The sequence below is a fragment of the Fictibacillus nanhaiensis genome (genome assembly GCF_036213205.1).
GTDB classification, from domain to species: Bacteria; Bacillota; Bacilli; order Bacillales; family Fictibacillaceae; genus Fictibacillus; species Fictibacillus nanhaiensis_E.
In genome coordinates, this window is record NZ_JARMFC010000016.1 from 1 (window position 1) to 16,590 (window position 16,590).

Genomic DNA, 16,590 nt, shown 5'->3' on the forward strand with positions numbered 1-16,590 from the left:
TCGGGTTACAGTTCATAGCTGACGGGCTTTATTTATAAATCTGATAAAGTATTAAAAGTGATGCCCAAGCACTAGAGTGCAAGAACAATAATTCTTTAGGCAGGATGCTTCATGCCATTACTTAGTATACTAGTAAAAATAGTTTTAAAGGATTGGAAAGATCGACAAGAGACTTCTCACTATAAATCACCTCATTTTAAGATGGATCGTCCTCTTTCTTTCCTCTTTTCCAATACTTTTGGATAAAGTTTTTTACTATATCTTTTCCTGCTAATAGCGCCCCAAGCCAAAAGAATACTTCTCCACCGATAAATAAACCACTTACAATGGCTGTTTTAAGGCCGGCGCCGAATGATAAGAACGGTATGACCGGTATTAGAATCCACAAAGCAAACGAAAGTATAATAAAAGTAATTCCGATTTTCTTTTTCAAAGTAATCTCCTCCGTACCCAATTACACGTAATACGAAAGAATAGAGATAAAGTTCCCATCACATTATTCTTCCAAGATATTAGAAATCATTTCCACTATATGTTTAATTATTAACTGGATGGTATTACCAATAAGTTCACTGTTGAAAATGTTTCCAAGTTTGGATAATGTTAAGGGGATACTGATGTAAAAGGGTGGGGTATTTTTGAAAAAAGAACTTGTATATCAGAGCAGAGATAAAGATGTTGAAGTGTTCGAGGATGAATTTGGAAGTATTACGTTAAAAGAGATACCATATGAAGCTGCCGTAATGGTTGCGCTAGAGAACGATTCTCTCATATTAATCAGCCAATATCGAGCTGCAGTAGATCAGGTTATTATCCAACTTCCAGGTGGTGGGATGAACGAACAAGAAGATCCGATGGAAGCAGCTAAAAGAGAGCTGCTCGAGGAAACTGGCATCGTGTGTGGAGAAACAGTTTTCTTAGGGAGCATACAGCCGAGTGCTTGTTTGAGTAATACCGTTACGCATGTTTATTTTACAAAAGATATAGTAGAGTACAGATCTCAAATGCTAGAAAAAAAGGAAGCAACCATTCAAGCCTTTCATATTCCTATAGAGCGAGCATTTCGTAATATAGAGCAGGGGCTTTGGAAAGATAGTGAACTTGCACATGGCTTATTATTGGCAAGGCTGAAAGGATGGATATAGGTGAGTTGCTTAGGTTGTGAACTAGCGAATAAAGTTTTACCGATACATACCGTTTATGAAAATGAGTGGGTGCAATGTTTTCTTGATATTGATCCCTTTAATGAGGGTCACACGCTGATTCTTCCTAAAAGACATGTTAAGGAATTAACAGAGCTGACGAATGAAGAAACGCATGCTGTAATGGAAGCTGCAAAATACATATCAAAGAAGCTAGAAAGCTGTTTTAACCCTGATGGGATTACGATTAACCAAAATGGGGGAAAGTTTAGCGATCTTACTCATTTTCATATGCATGTGATTCCGAGATATGAAAACGATGGATTTACGTGGAGCGAATCTACGATCTTAGATAATGCTCATGACCGTTTAGAAGAAACAGCAGGTAAACTTCAAAGAGTTTAATGTTTTTCACTTTTTATAAAATTGTGCCACAATGTGAACAAGGAGGGATTCATTATGCCAAGCAGTATTCATGATCGTGCAGTTCTACATAATGGTGTTCAAATGCCATGGATTGGGCTAGGTGTCTATAAAGCTGAAGATGGTGGTGAAGTCATCCAGTCCATAAAGTGGGCAATTGATGCAGGGTATCGAAGCATTGATACGGCAAGTCTTTATGATAATGAAGCGGGAGTGGGTCAGGCAATCGCTGAATCAAACGTTCCAAGAGAAGAGCTCTTTATTACAACAAAAGTTTGGAACACCGACCAAGGCTATGAAGAAACCTTATCAGCATTCGATGACAGTTTAGAAAGATTAGGACTAGAATATGTGGATTTATATCTAGTTCACTGGCCGGTGCCAGGAAAGTATAAAGAAACATGGAAAGCGCTTGAGAAGATCTATAATGAGGGACGAGCTAAAGCGATTGGTGTCAGCAACTTCAAACAGCATCATCTTGAAGATTTGATGAGAGAAGCAGAGATTAAACCAATGGTGAATCAAGTGGAATACCATCCTCGTTTGTCACAAGAAAAATTGTTGACGTTCTGTAAAGAGCAGGGCATCCAACTTGAAGCATGGAGACCTCTTTTAAAAGGAGAGATCTTTGAAGAGCCAACATTGGTAGAGCTTGCTGATAAATACAATAAATCAGTTGCTCAGATTATTTTACGCTGGGATCTTCAAAATGGTGTAGTGACGATACCTAAATCAGTAACGCAGCATAGAATTGAAGAAAATATTGAACTCTTTGACTTTGAATTATCAAATGAGGATATGACGCGTATCTCTGCTCTAAATCAAGATAAACGTAACGGCGCAGACCCTGATGATCCGGAGTTTTATAAACAGTTTGAATAAAATGAGTGAAAGTCTTCCTGATTTTAGGAAGGCTTTTTTTTATGGATTGGGATATATAGGCCATAAACAAACATTTATAGGCCGTCAAAATAATTTATAGTCCCTAAAGATGAATTTATGGTCCTTCAAAAAATTTTATAGGCCCTGAAAATCAGTTTATAGGCTTTTCGACAAATCCACCGTTTAATTTCGCTCCCTTCTATATTTTATCGTGTTTTAAATAATCAGATTCGGGAAAAATGATAAACGTAATTGAATGAAGGGGAGTGTAACAATGACAAAACGAGTATTAATCGTCGTAACGAACCATCAAAACATTGGTAATAACAAGACAGGGCTCTGGCTAGAGGAGTTTGCGGTTCCTTTCAACGAATTTCGCGACAAAGGATATGATATTACAGTAAAAAGTATTAAAGGTGGAAATGTTCCACTAGATCCGAACAGCTTAGAAGGTGTGGATAAAGAAACGTATAAAGAAGCATTGTCACAGCTTGAAGGTACCACAGAATTAAGTGCTGATGATGCGGTGAGCTATGATGCGATCTATTTACCAGGCGGTCATGGAACAGTTTTTGATTTCCCGAAAAGTGACGCGTTAAAAGAAGTGGTAAGTCAGATGGCACAAACAAACAAAGTAATCGGAAGTGTTTGTCATGGACCTGCAGGACTTACAACGGCAACACTTAAGGACGGTTCACCTATCGTACAAGGGAAGACGGTTACAGCATTTACCGATGAAGAAGAAGAAGAAATGAAGTTGACGAAAGAAGTGCCTTTCTTACTTGAAACAAAGCTTCGTGAACTTGGAGCAGAATTTCAACGAGCAGGAAAATGGGAAGACTTCGCGGTTACTGACGGCACACTTATTACAGGACAGAATCCACAATCAAGCAAGAGTGTAGCACTTCGGATGATTGATGTGTTGGATAGACAATAGAAGATGAATGGAAGCGACCAGCCGAGGCTGGTCGTTTTTTAGGTTATGCGTTAAAAAAATCTAACCCTCGTTCAGAAGAGTTGAATGTTTCTAGGAAAAGTATAGACAATTTAAAGCGTTGATGAGCATGTATTATTTTCCATAGAATTTACTTGTAGTACATAAAATGCAAATGGTCATGGTGATCTAGAGTGCCAATTAATATCTCAGACAGTTTCGTATTCTGTTGTTTTAGTTGTTCCAAAAGCCATGCTTTTGTTTTTCCGGTTTCAAAGAGTTCTTTTTGATTGATTTTCCCTTCTTTAATTATGATTTGAGGATAATCAAAGGGCTTAGGAGGCAAGTTTAAGTCTTTTTGTATTACTGTTTGATATTGAGGCTCCAAAAATGATGTAATGGTTCCGTTCGATTCAAATAAGGCAAGAGCAACTTCTTGTATATTGATGACCCTATGTTTACGTAGCTCAGAAAATAATACATCAATTGAGATGCGAGCTTTCTTTAAATTTTTATAAAGAATCTGACCGTTCTTTACTAAAATAATAGGCGCAGGGTCAATTAGTTTACGAAGTGGATGCCAATGGAGTCCTGTAATCGTAGTGCTGACATATAAAACAACGAGAACAGTCATCGTAATTAGGGAACCTTTTAAACCCAAGTGTTGATCAGACAAGGGATGGGCGATTATATTCCCGAAAATGAGTGCCATAATAAAATCCAAAAGGCGCAGCTGTGAAAAGGAACGCTGTCCCATAAATTTTACGGCAATTAGCATGAAGAAAAAAGCAACTATTGCTCTTAATATCCATTCAATTGCTGTTAATGATCCTTGGCTTTGGTAAAAATCAATCACGCTACTGCCACCTCAATTCTTTTCTATTGCTTTTAGTATAGGCTTCAAACATATCGTTTTAATACATTGAAAATATTAAAAATAAACAATATAGAAAAGTCGCAATTAAAGCGGCTTTTTTTAATTCGGTTTGCAAGTGATAATGAAATACTGAGCCTTAAGACCTATAACTCAGACCAGGCGCTAAAAATAACTGGAAAGAAGTTAGGGACAATTTATCATTGACGATGATAATCATTATCAATTAAGGTTATACATGTAATCAATAATGAGAATCATTTTCACTATGTGTCGGCTAATCCACTAGGAGGAATAAATTATGAGCATGTTACAAATAGAAATGAACGAAAAATACTTAAAACAACAAGAAAAACGAGAATCTAACGCTAGATCCTATCCACGTCGTATTCCGATTGCGATTGAAGAAGCGGAAGGAATCTATGTAAAAGATGCGGATGGGAAAACGTATATCGATTGCTTGGCAGGAGCAGGAACACTTGCGCTTGGACATAATCATCCGGTAGTTATAGACGCTATTGAGAAAGTGCTTCATGACAAGCGCCCTTTACATACACTGGACCTAACAACGCCAGTAAAAGAGGAATTTGTAAGTGAAGTGTTTGATAGTTTACCAGAAGAATTTGCAAAACGAGCAAAGATTCAATTCTGCGGACCTACTGGCGGAGATGCAATCGAAGCAGCAATTAAGCTTGTGAAAACAGCAACTGGTAGAAGAAGCATCCTATCTTTCCAAGGAGGCTATCACGGTGCTACGCATGGAACGATGGCGCTATCTGGTAACTTAGGGCCGAAACAGAGCGTGCAAGGCTTGATGCCAGATGTGCACTTTATGCCTTATCCATATGAATACCGCTGTCCGTTCGGAATGGGTGGAGAAGATACATGGAGAATCAGCGCTAACTATATTGAAAATCTCTTATATGATCCAGAAAGCGGAATCCTTCCTCCTGCGGCTATGATTTTAGAGGTTGTACAAGGAGAAGGTGGATCTATTCCGGCACCAGTTGAGTGGCTGCGTGAAATTCGCCGCATAACGAAAGAGCGCAACATTCCGTTGATTATTGACGAAGTGCAAACAGGTATCGGACGTACAGGAGAGCTATTTGCTTTTCAACATGCTGGAATCGTGCCTGATGTAGTCGTTCTGTCAAAAGCAATCGGCGGGAGCTTGCCTTTATCAGTTGTGATCTATGATCGGGAACTGGATAAATGGGGACCTGGTGCGCATATCGGAACTTTTAGAGGAAACCAGATGGCTATGGCAGCTGGAACAGCAACACTGCGTCATATTAAAGAAAACAACTTATCACAGCATGCTGCTGAACTTGGCGAGAAGCTTATGCTTGAACTTTCAATCCTACAAAATGAAATTCCAGAGATCGGTGATGTTCGAGGCCGAGGATTGATGGTAGGAGCAGAAATTGTGAACCCGCGCATTCCAACTGGACTAAAAGGAACATATGCCGCAAACTCTGAACTCGCTAGCCGCATTCAACGAGAATGCTTTAACAGAGGATTAATCTTAGAAGTAGGCGGAAGACATGGCAGCGTAGTTAGATTCTTGCCACCGCTTATCATAACAGAGGAACAACTTGATGAAGTAATCGCAATTTTCACAGATGCGGTAAGAGCCGCACTAAAATAGAGGTGCTAGATGAATACAACTGATTTTGATCGCTTTTTTCTTAACGATACCGAAGCCGGGATACAAAGTTTTCAACAAACTATTCTGGAAACTCAGCATCGGTTAAGTGAATTTTATAAAAATAATTCAGATGCTTATAACGGTTTATTACCATCTGAGATCGAGACAGGAATAAATGAACTATCTCTCACTTCGAGTGATGGAGAAGAACCGCTAACCGTAATGAAAGACGTTATGGAGAAAATCGTGACAAATAGCATACATGTTTCTCATCCGACGAGCATGGGACACCTTCATTGTCCACCTCTCATCCCAGCGATTGCAGCTGAATTAATCATCGGTGCGCTAAATCAATCAATGGATTCGTGGGATCAAAGCTCATCGGCTACTTATTTAGAAGAGCGGTTGATTAAATGGGTAAGTAAGAAGCTTACCCTTCCAACTTTAGCCGACGGGACATTTACGAGTGGTGGGACTCAATCAAACTATATGGGGCTATTACTCGCTCGTGATTTCTTTTGTGATAAACGATTGAGATGGAATGTGAAAGCTCAAGGATTGCCACCAGAGTCGCATAAACTTCGTATCTTATGTTCAGAAGATGCTCACTTCACCGTGAAAAAGTCAGCCTTTCAACTTGGGCTAGGTGAACAAGCAGTCGTAACGATTGAAACAGATGAGCATAAAAAGATGAATACAGCTAAATTAGGGGAAGAGATCGAGCGCTTGAAAAAGGGTGGATTAATCCCGATGTGTGTAGTTGCAACGGCCGGAACAACGGATTTCGGCAGTATTGACCCCATTCAAGAGATTGCAGCTATTGCTCAAAACCATGGATTATGGCTTCATGTTGATGCAGCTTACGGAGGTGCGTTACTTCTTAGTAAAAAACATTTTCATAAGTTAAAAGGAATCGAGCAAGCAGACTCCATTACAATCGACTTTCATAAGCAGTTTTATCAACCAATCAGCTGTGGTGCTTTCTTCGTAAAAGATAAAGCAAATTTCAAATATATTGCACATCATGCAGACTATTTGAATCCCGAAAACGATGAACAAGATGGTCTCGTTCACCTAGTGAGTAAATCGGTTCAAACAACAAGGCGTTTTGACGCGTTGAAGCTGTTCATGTCACTACGCATCGTCGGGGAAAAGAACTTCGCCAACATGATTGATTATACACTTCATCTTGCGAATCAAGCAGCAGGTGTAATGGATCAGAATCCACAGATTGAAGTGTGTAACATAAATCCGGAGATTAATGCGATTGTATTCCGATATGCAGACGCAGCAACTGACTCGTTAAATGAACTGAATACTTATATCTACAAAAAAATTCTTTATACAGGAACAGCTTTAGTCGCGAAAACAAAAGTTAAAGATGAAGTCTTTTTAAAGTTTACTTTACTAAATCCACGAACAACAATCGTAGATATTGAAGATATTCTTTATAGCATTTCTCAATTTGCAGCAGAGTACGAAAACAGGGGGATCACCCAATGACAAATCATAAACAACAAGCAGAAAATGCGAGCATACAGAGTTTTTTAAATTGTTATCTTCGAGAAACACAAGCATTTGTTAACTTTGAAGATACGCCTGATCATTTAGCATGGAATGGGGAATCACCAACCAGATGGGTGAAAATCGAACTTAAGAAACAAGGTTCAGCGATATTTGCAGCTGTTAAGCATTGGTCGCTAACTGGCAGACATCTGTTTCACTTTCCTATTCTTTATCAAAACAGTGAAAACGTAATAACACTGGACTATATATCACTTGTTTCGATTCTTTCTAAAGAATTGTTGCTGAAACAAGATCGTGAAGATGCAGAAGATGAATTGATGCTGCGGACGATACTTAGCAAAAAGAACATTGAGAGATATTTAGAGGCACGAGAAGATGATTCTGTGAGTTTAGAAAGCAGTGAGTTTACTTTTATTGAAGCAGAGCAGTCTCTTTTGTTTGGTCATCTGCTTCACCCAACTCCAAAGAGCAAGCAAGGAATGAGTGATATACAAGAATCGCAATACTCTCCAGAGCTTAAAGGAGAATTTCAGCTACATTTCTTTCAAGCGAATAAATCTATCGTTGATCAGGATACAGCAGATAAAGTGACAGCTGAAGAGATTACTAGAACACTATTACAACGCGATGAGCATTTCGTTAAACAAATAGAGCTTGATGATGAGTCGGTTTTTCTGCCTGTACATCCTTTACAGGTTCAAGTTTTATTAAACGATGATTATGTTCAAAGGTTAATGAAAGACGGAAAGTTGAAGTACATCGGTCCATTCGGTGAGCTTTTCTCGGCCACATCATCCATGCGTTCAGTTTATAGCCGTGATTTTAAATATATGTTCAAGTTCTCTGTACCTGTGAAGATTACAAATTCACTTCGCGTTAATCTTGAAAAAGAGCTGCATAGAGGGGTAGAAGTTTCACGACTTATGCAATCGATAATCGGACAAGAGATGAATGAGATCTATCCATCTTTTCAGATTATTAAAGATCCGGCATTCTTAAACATCCCAACAGATAGAGAGACCTCTGGCTTTGAAGTAGTAATCAGGGAGAATCCTTTCTACGGTAATGATAAAAATGCAAGTTTAATAGCTGGTCTTTGTCAGGACCACGCTTATGGAGGGAACTCTAGAATTGCTTCAATCATTCATGACATCGCTCAAAGGGAGAACAGAACGACAGAAGAAGTCAGCAAAGATTGGTTCCAGAAATATTTATCAATTGCTCTAGATCCGATGCTATGGCTGTATGAAAGATACGGTGTAGCACTTGAGGCGCATCAGCAAAATTCAATCGTACAAATGGAGAATGGCTATCCGAAGCGTTTTTATTACCGTGATAATCAGGGATATTATTACAGCGAATCAAAAGCGGATTTGCTCGTTGAACAGCTCCCAAGCCTTAACCGTAAAAGTGTAACGATTTGCAGTGACGAGGTCGCGATCGAACGTTTTCGTTATTACTTTTTCATGAATCACTTATTTGGTCTGATCAACGGTTTTGGAACAGCAGGTCTTGTCGAAGAAGAAGAACTTATGGACATGCTGCGTCATCGCTTGATACATCATGATACGTTAACAGACGGAAAGTCAGGCTTGATCAGAAGTTTACTAGATGAGGAAGAACTTCCTTGTAAAGGGAACTTGCTTACTCGTTTTCATGATATGGACGAGCTTGTTGGTTCTCTAGAAACACAGTCTGTTTACACGAAGATACCAAATCCGTTACAAAAGGTGTTGAAGTCAGATGCAGCCAGAATTTAGTTTCTATGATCACACCATCCAAAAGACGTTATCGTACGCAAAAGTAGATTTGGAGCGCGATGTAACACTTCTTCATAAGTGGCAGCAGCAACCTTATGTCATTCCTTATTGGAAGCTTGATATATCGTTTGAAGCATACAAAAAGCATTTAGAGACTTTCCTAGCAGATCAGCATCAAACACTTTATTTAGGCTTAATAGACGGAGTTCCGATGAGCTATTGGGAAGCATACTGGGTAAAAGGAGATGTGGTAGAGAAGAGCTATGATCCACATCCTAACGATCAGGGTATTCATCTCTTGATCGGAGAAGAATCCTTTATTGGGAAGGGTTACGCACTTCCCTTATTACGGGCGATCGTGCATTTTCAGTTTTTATCAAAAGGGACTGAGAAGGTAATCGCTGAACCTGATATTCGGAATGAAAAGATGATACATGTATTTGAAAAGTGCGGCTTTGAAAAAATAAAAGCGATAGATTTGCCAGATAAGACTGGAATGCTCATGTATTGCCATAGAGAAACGTTCGAGAGGAGATGGAGAGATGTCTTTCAAACAATCACAACATAAAGAAATATATGACATCATCGGTGTCGGCATCGGTCCATTCAACCTTGGACTAGCGGCGATGCTAGATGAAACAGAAGGTAAAAAAGCGCTCTTTTTTGAAAAGAAATCAGAGTTTAACTGGCATAGTGGAATGCTGATCGATGGTACTACACTACAAGTACCATTCTTTGCGGATCTAGTGAGCATGGCAAACGTGAGAAGTAAATATACGTTCTTAAACTACTTGCAGCAACATAATAGACTGTACCACTTTTACTTCTTAGAGAACTTTCATATCCCTAGAAAAGAATATAACCATTATTGCCGTTGGACAGCAGGTCAGCTAGACTCTTGTCGTTTTGGAATGGGAGTTGAACAAATTCAACCGGTTGAAGATGGGGAGAGTTCTGTTTACGAAGTGATTGTTAAATCTGAAGAAACTGGGAAAACACAGACGTACTATACGAGACATTTGGCTGTCGGCATCGGTACGATTCCTTCTGTACCTTCTCATTTAGAGAAAAAGCTCGGTGGAAAAGTTATCCACTCTTCACAATACTTAGATCGAAAAGAAGAGATTCTTAACGCAAACTCAGTGACCGTCGTCGGTTCTGGTCAGAGTGCAGCAGAAGTTTTTTATGATCTAGCACAGAAACAAGATAATGAGACTTATTCTTTAAACTGGTTTACACGATCAAAAGGATTTTTCCCGATGGAATATTCGAAGCTTGGTCTTGAATATTTTTCGCCCGATTATACGAATTTCTTTTACAATCTTCCTTCCTCGAAGAAGGATGAACTTTTAAGAAAGCAAGATCTTCTCTACAAAGGAATCAGCATGGACACGATTGCAGATATATATGATCTGCTTTATGAAAAATCAGTGGGACAACATAAACCAGATATCCATCTGCAGGCGATGACCGAACTTGTTCATCTTGAAAGAAGTGAAGACACTCACTTGCTTACACTTCGTCAAAACGTAACAGGGGAAGTGTTTGAATTGAAATCTGATGTTATCGTGCTAGGGACAGGGTATGCTCCATCATTTCCGCATTTCTTAATGAAGATGCAGGACCAGATTCAGTGGGATTCTAAAAACCGCTATCACATTACTAGCGATTATCGATTAGAGACAAAGGGACTTCAAAATAACCATATCTTTATTCAAAATGGTGAGCTTCATACTCACGGTGTAGGTGCTCCAGATCTTGGTCTTGGAGCATATAGAAACGCAGTTATTATCAATACGTTATTTGAGAAGGAAATGTATCCTGTTACAACAAAAAATGTGTTTCAAAATTTTGGAACGGAACCTTCATGGAAACAAGCAACCGTTCGTTAAACCTTTTTTTACTAAGCTGTGTCTTTCTATTCATATGCACAGAAGTATTGCTATCTCCTTTTTATCCCCAATTTTTTAAGAAGGTATATGGCATAAATAATCCGGACGTAACAGGGTTCTACATTATGACGTGCAGACTCGTCGTCGTAATCTTTACTCCTATCTGGGGATTGATCGCCCACAAACGAAATAACAGCTCTACATTATTAATAATCGGACAATGGGGAACAGGAATTTCTTGCTTTTTGATGGCGATCTCACAAAGCTTTGAAATGTTTGTAGCAGCAAGTGTACTTCTATTGATTTTTAAGAGCAGCTACTTTCTGTTGTATACCATTTTAATCTCTGAGAATCGAAATTCCGCAACAGGAGCAGCCGCAAGCTATCATGCCGTTTTGCAAGGTGCGATTGTTACAGCGACTATTTTGTCTGGATGGGTTATAGGAATGGATAATCCTTTATTGATCTTCTGGCTTGTTGGCATCATTGAGTGTTTAATGGCACTCTTTAGCCTGTATTTTTTAAGAAAAATAAGCAAAAGCTCATCAGCACAACCAGAATTAGAACAAACAAATAATCAAAGCTTGCTAACTCAATTCTTGTTTTTTGGAATCATCGTTTTAACGCTTCATTTGGCGGTAAATATGATTCGGCCATTTTTCACAACATACACGGAAAATGTATACAGCACAAATACGATGATGAGCAGTTTGTTGTATTTAATTCCTAGTCTGATGGCGATTGTCACATTGCCGCTTATCCGAAAATACAGTGAACGGTTAGGTTGGTATGGCTATGTTGGTGCGGCAAGTATGATTATTGTTGGTTTGTTTCTTCAAGGAATTGAAACAAGTGTCGCCGCACTCATCGTGTTTCGCTGTATGTTTGGGATTGGGGCCGCTTGGTGTCTTGCGAAGCTAGACGTATTGATCTTTAAGTGGAGTGGAAATATGCACGGAGACTATAGCAAAATTTCTGCGATTCAAAACGTAGGGTTGTTGCTTGCTCCAGTCGCGGCATCATCCATTGTAAATACCCGTTCAATATCGGACGTATTTACTTATGCTAGTTTGTTCGTCGTTCTCCACTTACTGATTTTCTTATGGGGAACGTATTCGAGAGAAAGAAACAAAGTAAAAATGCACTTACATAAGGAGGAGAAACATGCTTTATATAAATGAAACAGAATCCATGCTAAAAAAAGATACGTGGGAAAAAGTGAACAAAAATTTGTTAGCTAAGATGCTTGCAGAATATATGTATGAAGAGATGATTTTCCCAGAGCAAGAAGATGAGGGATTTGTTTTTACAGTAAATGAAGAACGCAAATATCGTTTTGCTGCTCAAAAGCGCTTATTTGAAAGCTTTGATGTTGATCCAGAATCAATCGAAGTTTTTGAAAATGGGGAATGGAAATTTGCAACGAATGCAATTCACTTTTTGATGGATATTCAGCCGATCATCGGCATGTCCTCCGAAACAGCAGGTCACCTTATCAAGGAACTAAATCATACACTGATTGCTGATGCGAACCTTTTAAACAATCATAAAAGAACGTCTGATGAATTGACTGATCTGGATTATGCAGAGCTTGAAGGTGAGATGTCAGGTCATCCATGGATCACGTATAACAAAGGTCGTATTGGATTTGGATTTGATGACTATAATAAATACGCTCCTGAGAATCAGAATGAAACAAAGCTGTTTTGGATTGCCGTTCATCGCGATCGTGCTCAGTTTCAATCAGTAGAGAACCTTCATTATGAAAAACTCTTGATGAGAGAACTTGATGGTGTTCTTGTTCAGCGATTTAATGAGATTTTACGAGAGAACGGGAAATTACCGCTAGATTATTATTTTATGCCGGTACATGAATGGCAGTGGAATAACGTATTGATTCAGAATTTTCCTGAGGATATAGCGACAGGCATGATTGTTCCTTTAGAAGAAGGAACGGATCATTACCTGCCTCAACAGTCTGTTCGAACGTTTGTAAATGTAACAAATCCTTTGAAGTCTCACGTAAAGCTTCCGATGAGTATTTTAAATACGCTCGTGTATCGTGGACTACCGTCTGAACGAACATTGATCGCACCACGAGTTACAGAGCATATCAAAGGAATTTTTGAGGGTGACAGTTTCTTACGTGATGAGTGTGAAGTGATCCTTCCGGGAGAGATAGCGAGTATTAATGTAGATCACCCTCACTATAGCAAGTTAAAAGGTGCGCCTTATCAGTATTTAGAGATGCTAGGAACAATCTGGCGTGAAAGCATCTACACCTATCTAAAAGACGGTGAGCAACCGATCACACTTGCTGCCCTTCATCATGTTGATGGAAACGGAAAGCCTTATGTACAAAGTCTGATTGAAAAGTCTGGGTTAAGTGCTGACGAATGGATGAAGAAGTTCTTCGGTGTTGTAATGCCGCCGTTGCTTCATTTCCTTTATCAATATGGAACTGTCTTTTCACCGCATGGTCAGAACACGATCCTGATCCTAAAAGACTACCAGCCTGAGAGGTTAGCAGTAAAAGATTACGTAGATGATGTGAACATCTCAGATCAGCCATTCAAAGAGTTAGAGGGTGTAACAGAAGAGCTGCGCGCTGTATTACGAAGTGAACCACCTGAAGGATTAACGCAATTTATCTTCACAGGACTTTTTATCTGTCACCTGCGTTATCTGTCAAATGTTTTGGTGCGTAACAATTTGATTGAAGAAAAAGCGTTCTGGTCGCATTTAGTAGACAGTATTGAAGCGTACCAAGCGAGATTCTCACATCTAGAAGATCGTTTCAAACTGTTCGATTTCTTTAAGCCAGAGCTTACAAAGCTATGTTTGAACAGAAATAGAATGGTAGATTACGGCTATGGAGATGGAGATGACCGTCCACATGCCTCTGAGTTTGGAAAAGTACGAAATGCACTTTATGAAATTCGCCAAAACAAAGAGGTAACTGTTCAATAATAATAAATTGAGGACTTCCTTAGTTAAAGGGAAGTCCTTTTTTTTGCTTATAGGTGATGAGTTGCGATTTATCGGTGAAATGAGCCATCGTTCAGGTGGTGAGCTCACAGTTAGAAGTGGTTACGGTGTGACTACAGGTGGAAAGAGCCTATTTGTCGGCGAACGTGTAACAGAAATAAGAACACGTACCGTAAAAGATCTGTATTTAATCTGAAACTTCTGTTTTTTCTCTCTTGTATGTAATATTATGGTAAGTGGGTATTGGGAGGGGAGCAAAAAGAAGCAAAGTAAGCGGTGGTTCAAGAGGCAATCCCAATCTGTATAAGTTGAGGGTTAAAACATATGAGAATATTAAACCAAAATGATCATGAAAACGTTATGAGACTTCTGAGCAAAAAACCAGCAGAAAACCTGTTTACACTGTGGGGGATAGAGTCATATGGGTACGAAGCGGCCATCCAAACGCTATGGGGTCAGTTTGATTCTAATGATGAGTTAATCGCTGTGCTGTGTAAGTATAAAAACAAATATACACCGTATTGGGAAACAGAATGTAATATGCAGATCTTTGCGGACATAATCAATGCCGATATCAATGAGAAACAAGTTAATGGAATAGAGCGTATAACGAAAGAGATAGAACCATACATTACAGACGGTTATAACAAACGCGAAAGTTATTATTATGCAAAATGTGATCCCACATCAAATCATAACCATTCTGATTTAGTCAGATGTTTAAAAGAAGAAGAAGTTCCTCAGCTCATTTCATTTTATCAAGAAGTTCCTGAGTTTAAGAGGGAATATAATCCAGAATCTTTTATTGATCAGATGAATAATGGTTGGTCTAGGATATTCGTAATTGAGGAAGATGACCAGTTGATTTCTTCAGCATCTACTGTTTGCGAGACATCAGTTTCCGCAATGGTTTCAGGAGTTTGTACCCTACCCGAAAAAAAGGGAAAAGGACTGGCAAGCCTCTGTGTAGAACACCTGATGCATAACCTTTTTCAGGAAAATAAGACACTTACATTATTTTATGACAACCCAGAAGCTGGTCGAATCTATAAAAGGTTAGGGTTTGAAGACATCGGAAAATGGACGATCAATTCATGTAAAGAGAGGAACAACCGTAATGACAACTAGCCTAGAAAACTATCAAAAGAGTGTATTAAACGCATTTTTAAACAAAGAGGGACGTTTGAAAAACATTCCTTCTCAAAAGAAGAAGAAGTTGGTGGTATTAGAATATTTAGTTCAGCAGCTAAATGACAATCAGTCCTTTTCGGAACGAGAGATCAATGAATTTATTAAGACCTATCATGAAGATTTTTGTACGATTCGCAGAGAATTTATTGTGAACGGATACATGGACCGAGATGCAGGAAATTACATAAAAAGAGAGAAATCGCTTTGGACAAAATGGCAAGAACTCAAGTAATAATTAGAAAGTAGTGGAGTATTTGGAGACAGAGATATTGAACGAAAGTCTTTGGACTTCTTTAAAAAAGGAAACAGAAGCACGGTTTGCTTTGAAAGTGGAGGAATGCACACGGATCAATCGAGGGTGGCTCAATCAAAAATGGAAGATCAAAACGGATCAAGGTGTTTTCTTAATAAAGCAATACAATAAAGAGCGAATGAAAAGATACGATCTTCAAACGATACGTTCAGCTCTTCATACACAAAACAGAATGTTCTCAAAAGGGTTAGCTTGTCCTGAACTCTTGTCGTATAAAGGTGATCTTTTACAGAATTCAGCAGAAGGTGAACGTTTTACTGTTATGCGTTTTATGGAAGGAATGTTAAATCCGCCTGGTAATGTTTCGTGTGAACAGATGCATTCTGTCGGTGAAGAAATTGGAAAGCTGCACGCGTTATTAAATGATGGAACATTAGCAGCAAAATCAGAAACGGTATTTAAGGTTCCTTCTATAGCAGAACGTGTGGAATATTGGCAATCTGAAATCAATAAGTGTGATGAACAAGGATTAGATCATGTCCGTTCTTTGATGGAGCTACAAATGGCTGCAACCTTAGCGTTTAATATAGAGCTGTTTGGAAATCTCACCCCTGGCTGGTGCCATCGCGACCTTTGGGTAGATAACTTGCTGTTTTCGGGTGATTACATATCGGCAATTCTCGATTTTGATCGAATGAACTATGACTTCTTAGAATTGGATATAGGCAGACTGATCATCTCAACATGTCTGCAAAATAATACATTAAATCGTAAAGCTGTCCAGGCATTTCTTAAAGGATACAATAATACAAATGAATTATCAGTTGAAAGGTTAGTGATGTCACTAAAACTGGTCTGGTACATGGAGAGTACATGGTGGATCGATGTCACTCCTCATGAAGGAGAGCCTCCAAAACGATTTCAGCAAGAGATGGTCTGGTTAGCTCGGCATCACGAACAATTAGAAAACATGATGAAATGTGGAAAATAAGATGCAACATTCATGTTTTAACCAAGTGGCTTAAGGGAAATTCCTCATTAACAGATTAGAGGAGTGGTTGAGTGGAGACGAAACA

Annotated in this window: 17 protein-coding genes; 15 read left to right on the top strand and 2 right to left on the bottom strand. The window is 38.9% G+C overall.

Annotation, left to right across the window (positions count from 1 at the left end; all coding sequences use genetic code 11):
* Window positions 1–196 precede the first annotated feature (196 nt).
* Complete coding sequence (locus P4V41_RS15455; protein WP_328085987.1) at window positions 197–433, bottom strand: transporter suffix domain-containing protein; 237 nt, start codon at window positions 431–433, stop codon at window positions 197–199.
* Between the two features lie 205 nt (window positions 434–638).
* On the opposite strand from P4V41_RS15455, the gene P4V41_RS15460 reads away from it, so the two are divergent.
* The 4 genes from P4V41_RS15460 (at window position 639) to P4V41_RS15475 (ending at window position 3,384) form a co-directional block, all read left to right on the top strand.
* Window positions 639–1,145, top strand: coding sequence for an NUDIX hydrolase (locus P4V41_RS15460; RefSeq protein WP_328085989.1), 507 nt, complete (start codon window positions 639–641; stop codon window positions 1,143–1,145).
* Window positions 1,146–1,547, top strand: coding sequence for an HIT family protein (locus P4V41_RS15465; protein ID WP_328085990.1), 402 nt, complete (start codon window positions 1,146–1,148; stop codon window positions 1,545–1,547).
* Between the two features lie 54 nt (window positions 1,548–1,601).
* Window positions 1,602–2,447 carry an aldo/keto reductase gene (locus P4V41_RS15470; protein WP_419181325.1) on the top strand — a complete coding sequence of 282 codons (846 nt, stop codon included), beginning with the start codon at window positions 1,602–1,604 and terminating at the stop codon, window positions 2,445–2,447.
* A gap of 274 nt (window positions 2,448–2,721) precedes the next feature.
* Window positions 2,722–3,384 (top strand): type 1 glutamine amidotransferase domain-containing protein, encoded by a 663-nt coding sequence (locus tag P4V41_RS15475; protein WP_328085992.1) that lies wholly within the window; start codon window positions 2,722–2,724, stop codon window positions 3,382–3,384.
* Between the two features lie 148 nt (window positions 3,385–3,532).
* On the opposite strand, the gene P4V41_RS15480 is transcribed toward P4V41_RS15475, so the two are convergent.
* Complete coding sequence (locus P4V41_RS15480) at window positions 3,533–4,237, bottom strand: DUF421 domain-containing protein (RefSeq protein WP_328085994.1); 705 nt, start codon at window positions 4,235–4,237, stop codon at window positions 3,533–3,535.
* 319 nt (window positions 4,238–4,556) lie between these two features.
* Here P4V41_RS15480 and P4V41_RS15485 point away from each other — a divergent pair, with 319 nt between their 5' ends.
* The 11 genes from P4V41_RS15485 to P4V41_RS15535 all read left to right on the top strand — a co-directional run bounded on the left by P4V41_RS15485 (window position 4,557) and on the right by P4V41_RS15535 (window position 16,505).
* On the top strand, window positions 4,557–5,903 hold the full coding sequence (locus tag P4V41_RS15485; RefSeq protein ID WP_328085996.1) for an aspartate aminotransferase family protein: 1,347 nt from the start codon (window positions 4,557–4,559) through the stop codon (window positions 5,901–5,903).
* Between the two features lie 9 nt (window positions 5,904–5,912).
* A complete protein-coding gene (locus P4V41_RS15490) occupies window positions 5,913–7,406 on the top strand; it encodes an aspartate aminotransferase family protein (RefSeq protein WP_328085998.1) in 1,494 nt (497 codons plus the stop codon).
* Window positions 7,403–9,190, top strand: coding sequence for an IucA/IucC family protein (locus P4V41_RS15495; RefSeq protein ID WP_328086000.1), 1,788 nt, complete (start codon window positions 7,403–7,405; stop codon window positions 9,188–9,190). Before P4V41_RS15490 ends, P4V41_RS15495 begins: the two co-directional genes overlap by 4 nt.
* Window positions 9,174–9,758 carry a GNAT family N-acetyltransferase gene (locus P4V41_RS15500; RefSeq protein ID WP_419181326.1) on the top strand — a complete coding sequence of 195 codons (585 nt, stop codon included), beginning with the start codon at window positions 9,174–9,176 and terminating at the stop codon, window positions 9,756–9,758. Before P4V41_RS15495 ends, P4V41_RS15500 begins: the two co-directional genes overlap by 17 nt.
* Window positions 9,733–11,082: a lysine N(6)-hydroxylase/L-ornithine N(5)-oxygenase family protein gene (locus tag P4V41_RS15505; RefSeq protein WP_328086001.1), complete on the top strand. Its 1,350-nt coding sequence runs from the start codon at window positions 9,733–9,735 to the stop codon at window positions 11,080–11,082. The genes P4V41_RS15500 and P4V41_RS15505 overlap by 26 nt, the downstream gene beginning before the upstream one ends.
* Window positions 11,058–12,263 carry an MFS transporter gene (locus tag P4V41_RS15510; protein WP_328086002.1) on the top strand — a complete coding sequence of 402 codons (1,206 nt, stop codon included), beginning with the start codon at window positions 11,058–11,060 and terminating at the stop codon, window positions 12,261–12,263. The genes P4V41_RS15505 and P4V41_RS15510 overlap by 25 nt, the downstream gene beginning before the upstream one ends.
* The gene (locus P4V41_RS15515; protein ID WP_328086003.1) at window positions 12,247–14,052 is read left to right on the top strand and encodes an IucA/IucC family siderophore biosynthesis protein; all 1,806 of its coding nucleotides are present in this window, start codon (window positions 12,247–12,249) and stop codon (window positions 14,050–14,052) included. The genes P4V41_RS15510 and P4V41_RS15515 overlap by 17 nt, the downstream gene beginning before the upstream one ends.
* A gap of 43 nt (window positions 14,053–14,095) precedes the next feature.
* Window positions 14,096–14,266 (top strand): hypothetical protein, encoded by a 171-nt coding sequence (locus P4V41_RS15520; protein WP_328086004.1) that lies wholly within the window; start codon window positions 14,096–14,098, stop codon window positions 14,264–14,266.
* Window positions 14,267–14,394: 128 nt separating this feature from the next.
* Window positions 14,395–15,198, top strand: coding sequence for a GNAT family N-acetyltransferase (locus P4V41_RS15525; RefSeq protein ID WP_328086005.1), 804 nt, complete (start codon window positions 14,395–14,397; stop codon window positions 15,196–15,198).
* The gene (locus P4V41_RS15530; RefSeq protein ID WP_328086006.1) at window positions 15,188–15,493 is read left to right on the top strand and encodes a DUF2087 domain-containing protein; all 306 of its coding nucleotides are present in this window, start codon (window positions 15,188–15,190) and stop codon (window positions 15,491–15,493) included. The genes P4V41_RS15525 and P4V41_RS15530 overlap by 11 nt, the downstream gene beginning before the upstream one ends.
* Before the next feature lie 37 nt (window positions 15,494–15,530).
* Window positions 15,531–16,505: a phosphotransferase gene (locus tag P4V41_RS15535; protein WP_328086007.1), complete on the top strand. Its 975-nt coding sequence runs from the start codon at window positions 15,531–15,533 to the stop codon at window positions 16,503–16,505.
* Window positions 16,506–16,590 lie beyond the last annotated feature (85 nt).

What these genes read in the sequence shown, in the direction of transcription:
- P4V41_RS15475 (WP_328085992.1), top strand. Translation starts at nt 2,722, where the DNA reads ATGACAAAACGAGTATTAATCGTCGTAACGAACCATCAAAACATTGGT.
- P4V41_RS15470 (WP_419181325.1), top strand. Translation starts at nt 1,602, where the DNA reads ATGCCAAGCAGTATTCATGATCGTGCAGTTCTACATAATGGTGTTCAA.
- P4V41_RS15500 (WP_419181326.1), top strand. Translation starts at nt 9,174, where the DNA reads ATGCAGCCAGAATTTAGTTTCTATGATCACACCATCCAAAAGACGTTA.
- P4V41_RS15495 (WP_328086000.1), top strand. Translation starts at nt 7,403, where the DNA reads ATGACAAATCATAAACAACAAGCAGAAAATGCGAGCATACAGAGTTTT.
- P4V41_RS15490 (WP_328085998.1), top strand. Translation starts at nt 5,913, where the DNA reads ATGAATACAACTGATTTTGATCGCTTTTTTCTTAACGATACCGAAGCC.
- P4V41_RS15505 (WP_328086001.1), top strand. Translation starts at nt 9,733, where the DNA reads ATGTCTTTCAAACAATCACAACATAAAGAAATATATGACATCATCGGT.
- P4V41_RS15515 (WP_328086003.1), top strand. Translation starts at nt 12,247, where the DNA reads ATGCTTTATATAAATGAAACAGAATCCATGCTAAAAAAAGATACGTGG.
- P4V41_RS15485 (WP_328085996.1), top strand. Translation starts at nt 4,557, where the DNA reads ATGAGCATGTTACAAATAGAAATGAACGAAAAATACTTAAAACAACAA.
- P4V41_RS15525 (WP_328086005.1), top strand. Translation starts at nt 14,395, where the DNA reads ATGAGAATATTAAACCAAAATGATCATGAAAACGTTATGAGACTTCTG.
- P4V41_RS15530 (WP_328086006.1), top strand. Translation starts at nt 15,188, where the DNA reads ATGACAACTAGCCTAGAAAACTATCAAAAGAGTGTATTAAACGCATTT.
- P4V41_RS15510 (WP_328086002.1), top strand. Translation starts at nt 11,058, where the DNA reads ATGGAAACAAGCAACCGTTCGTTAAACCTTTTTTTACTAAGCTGTGTC.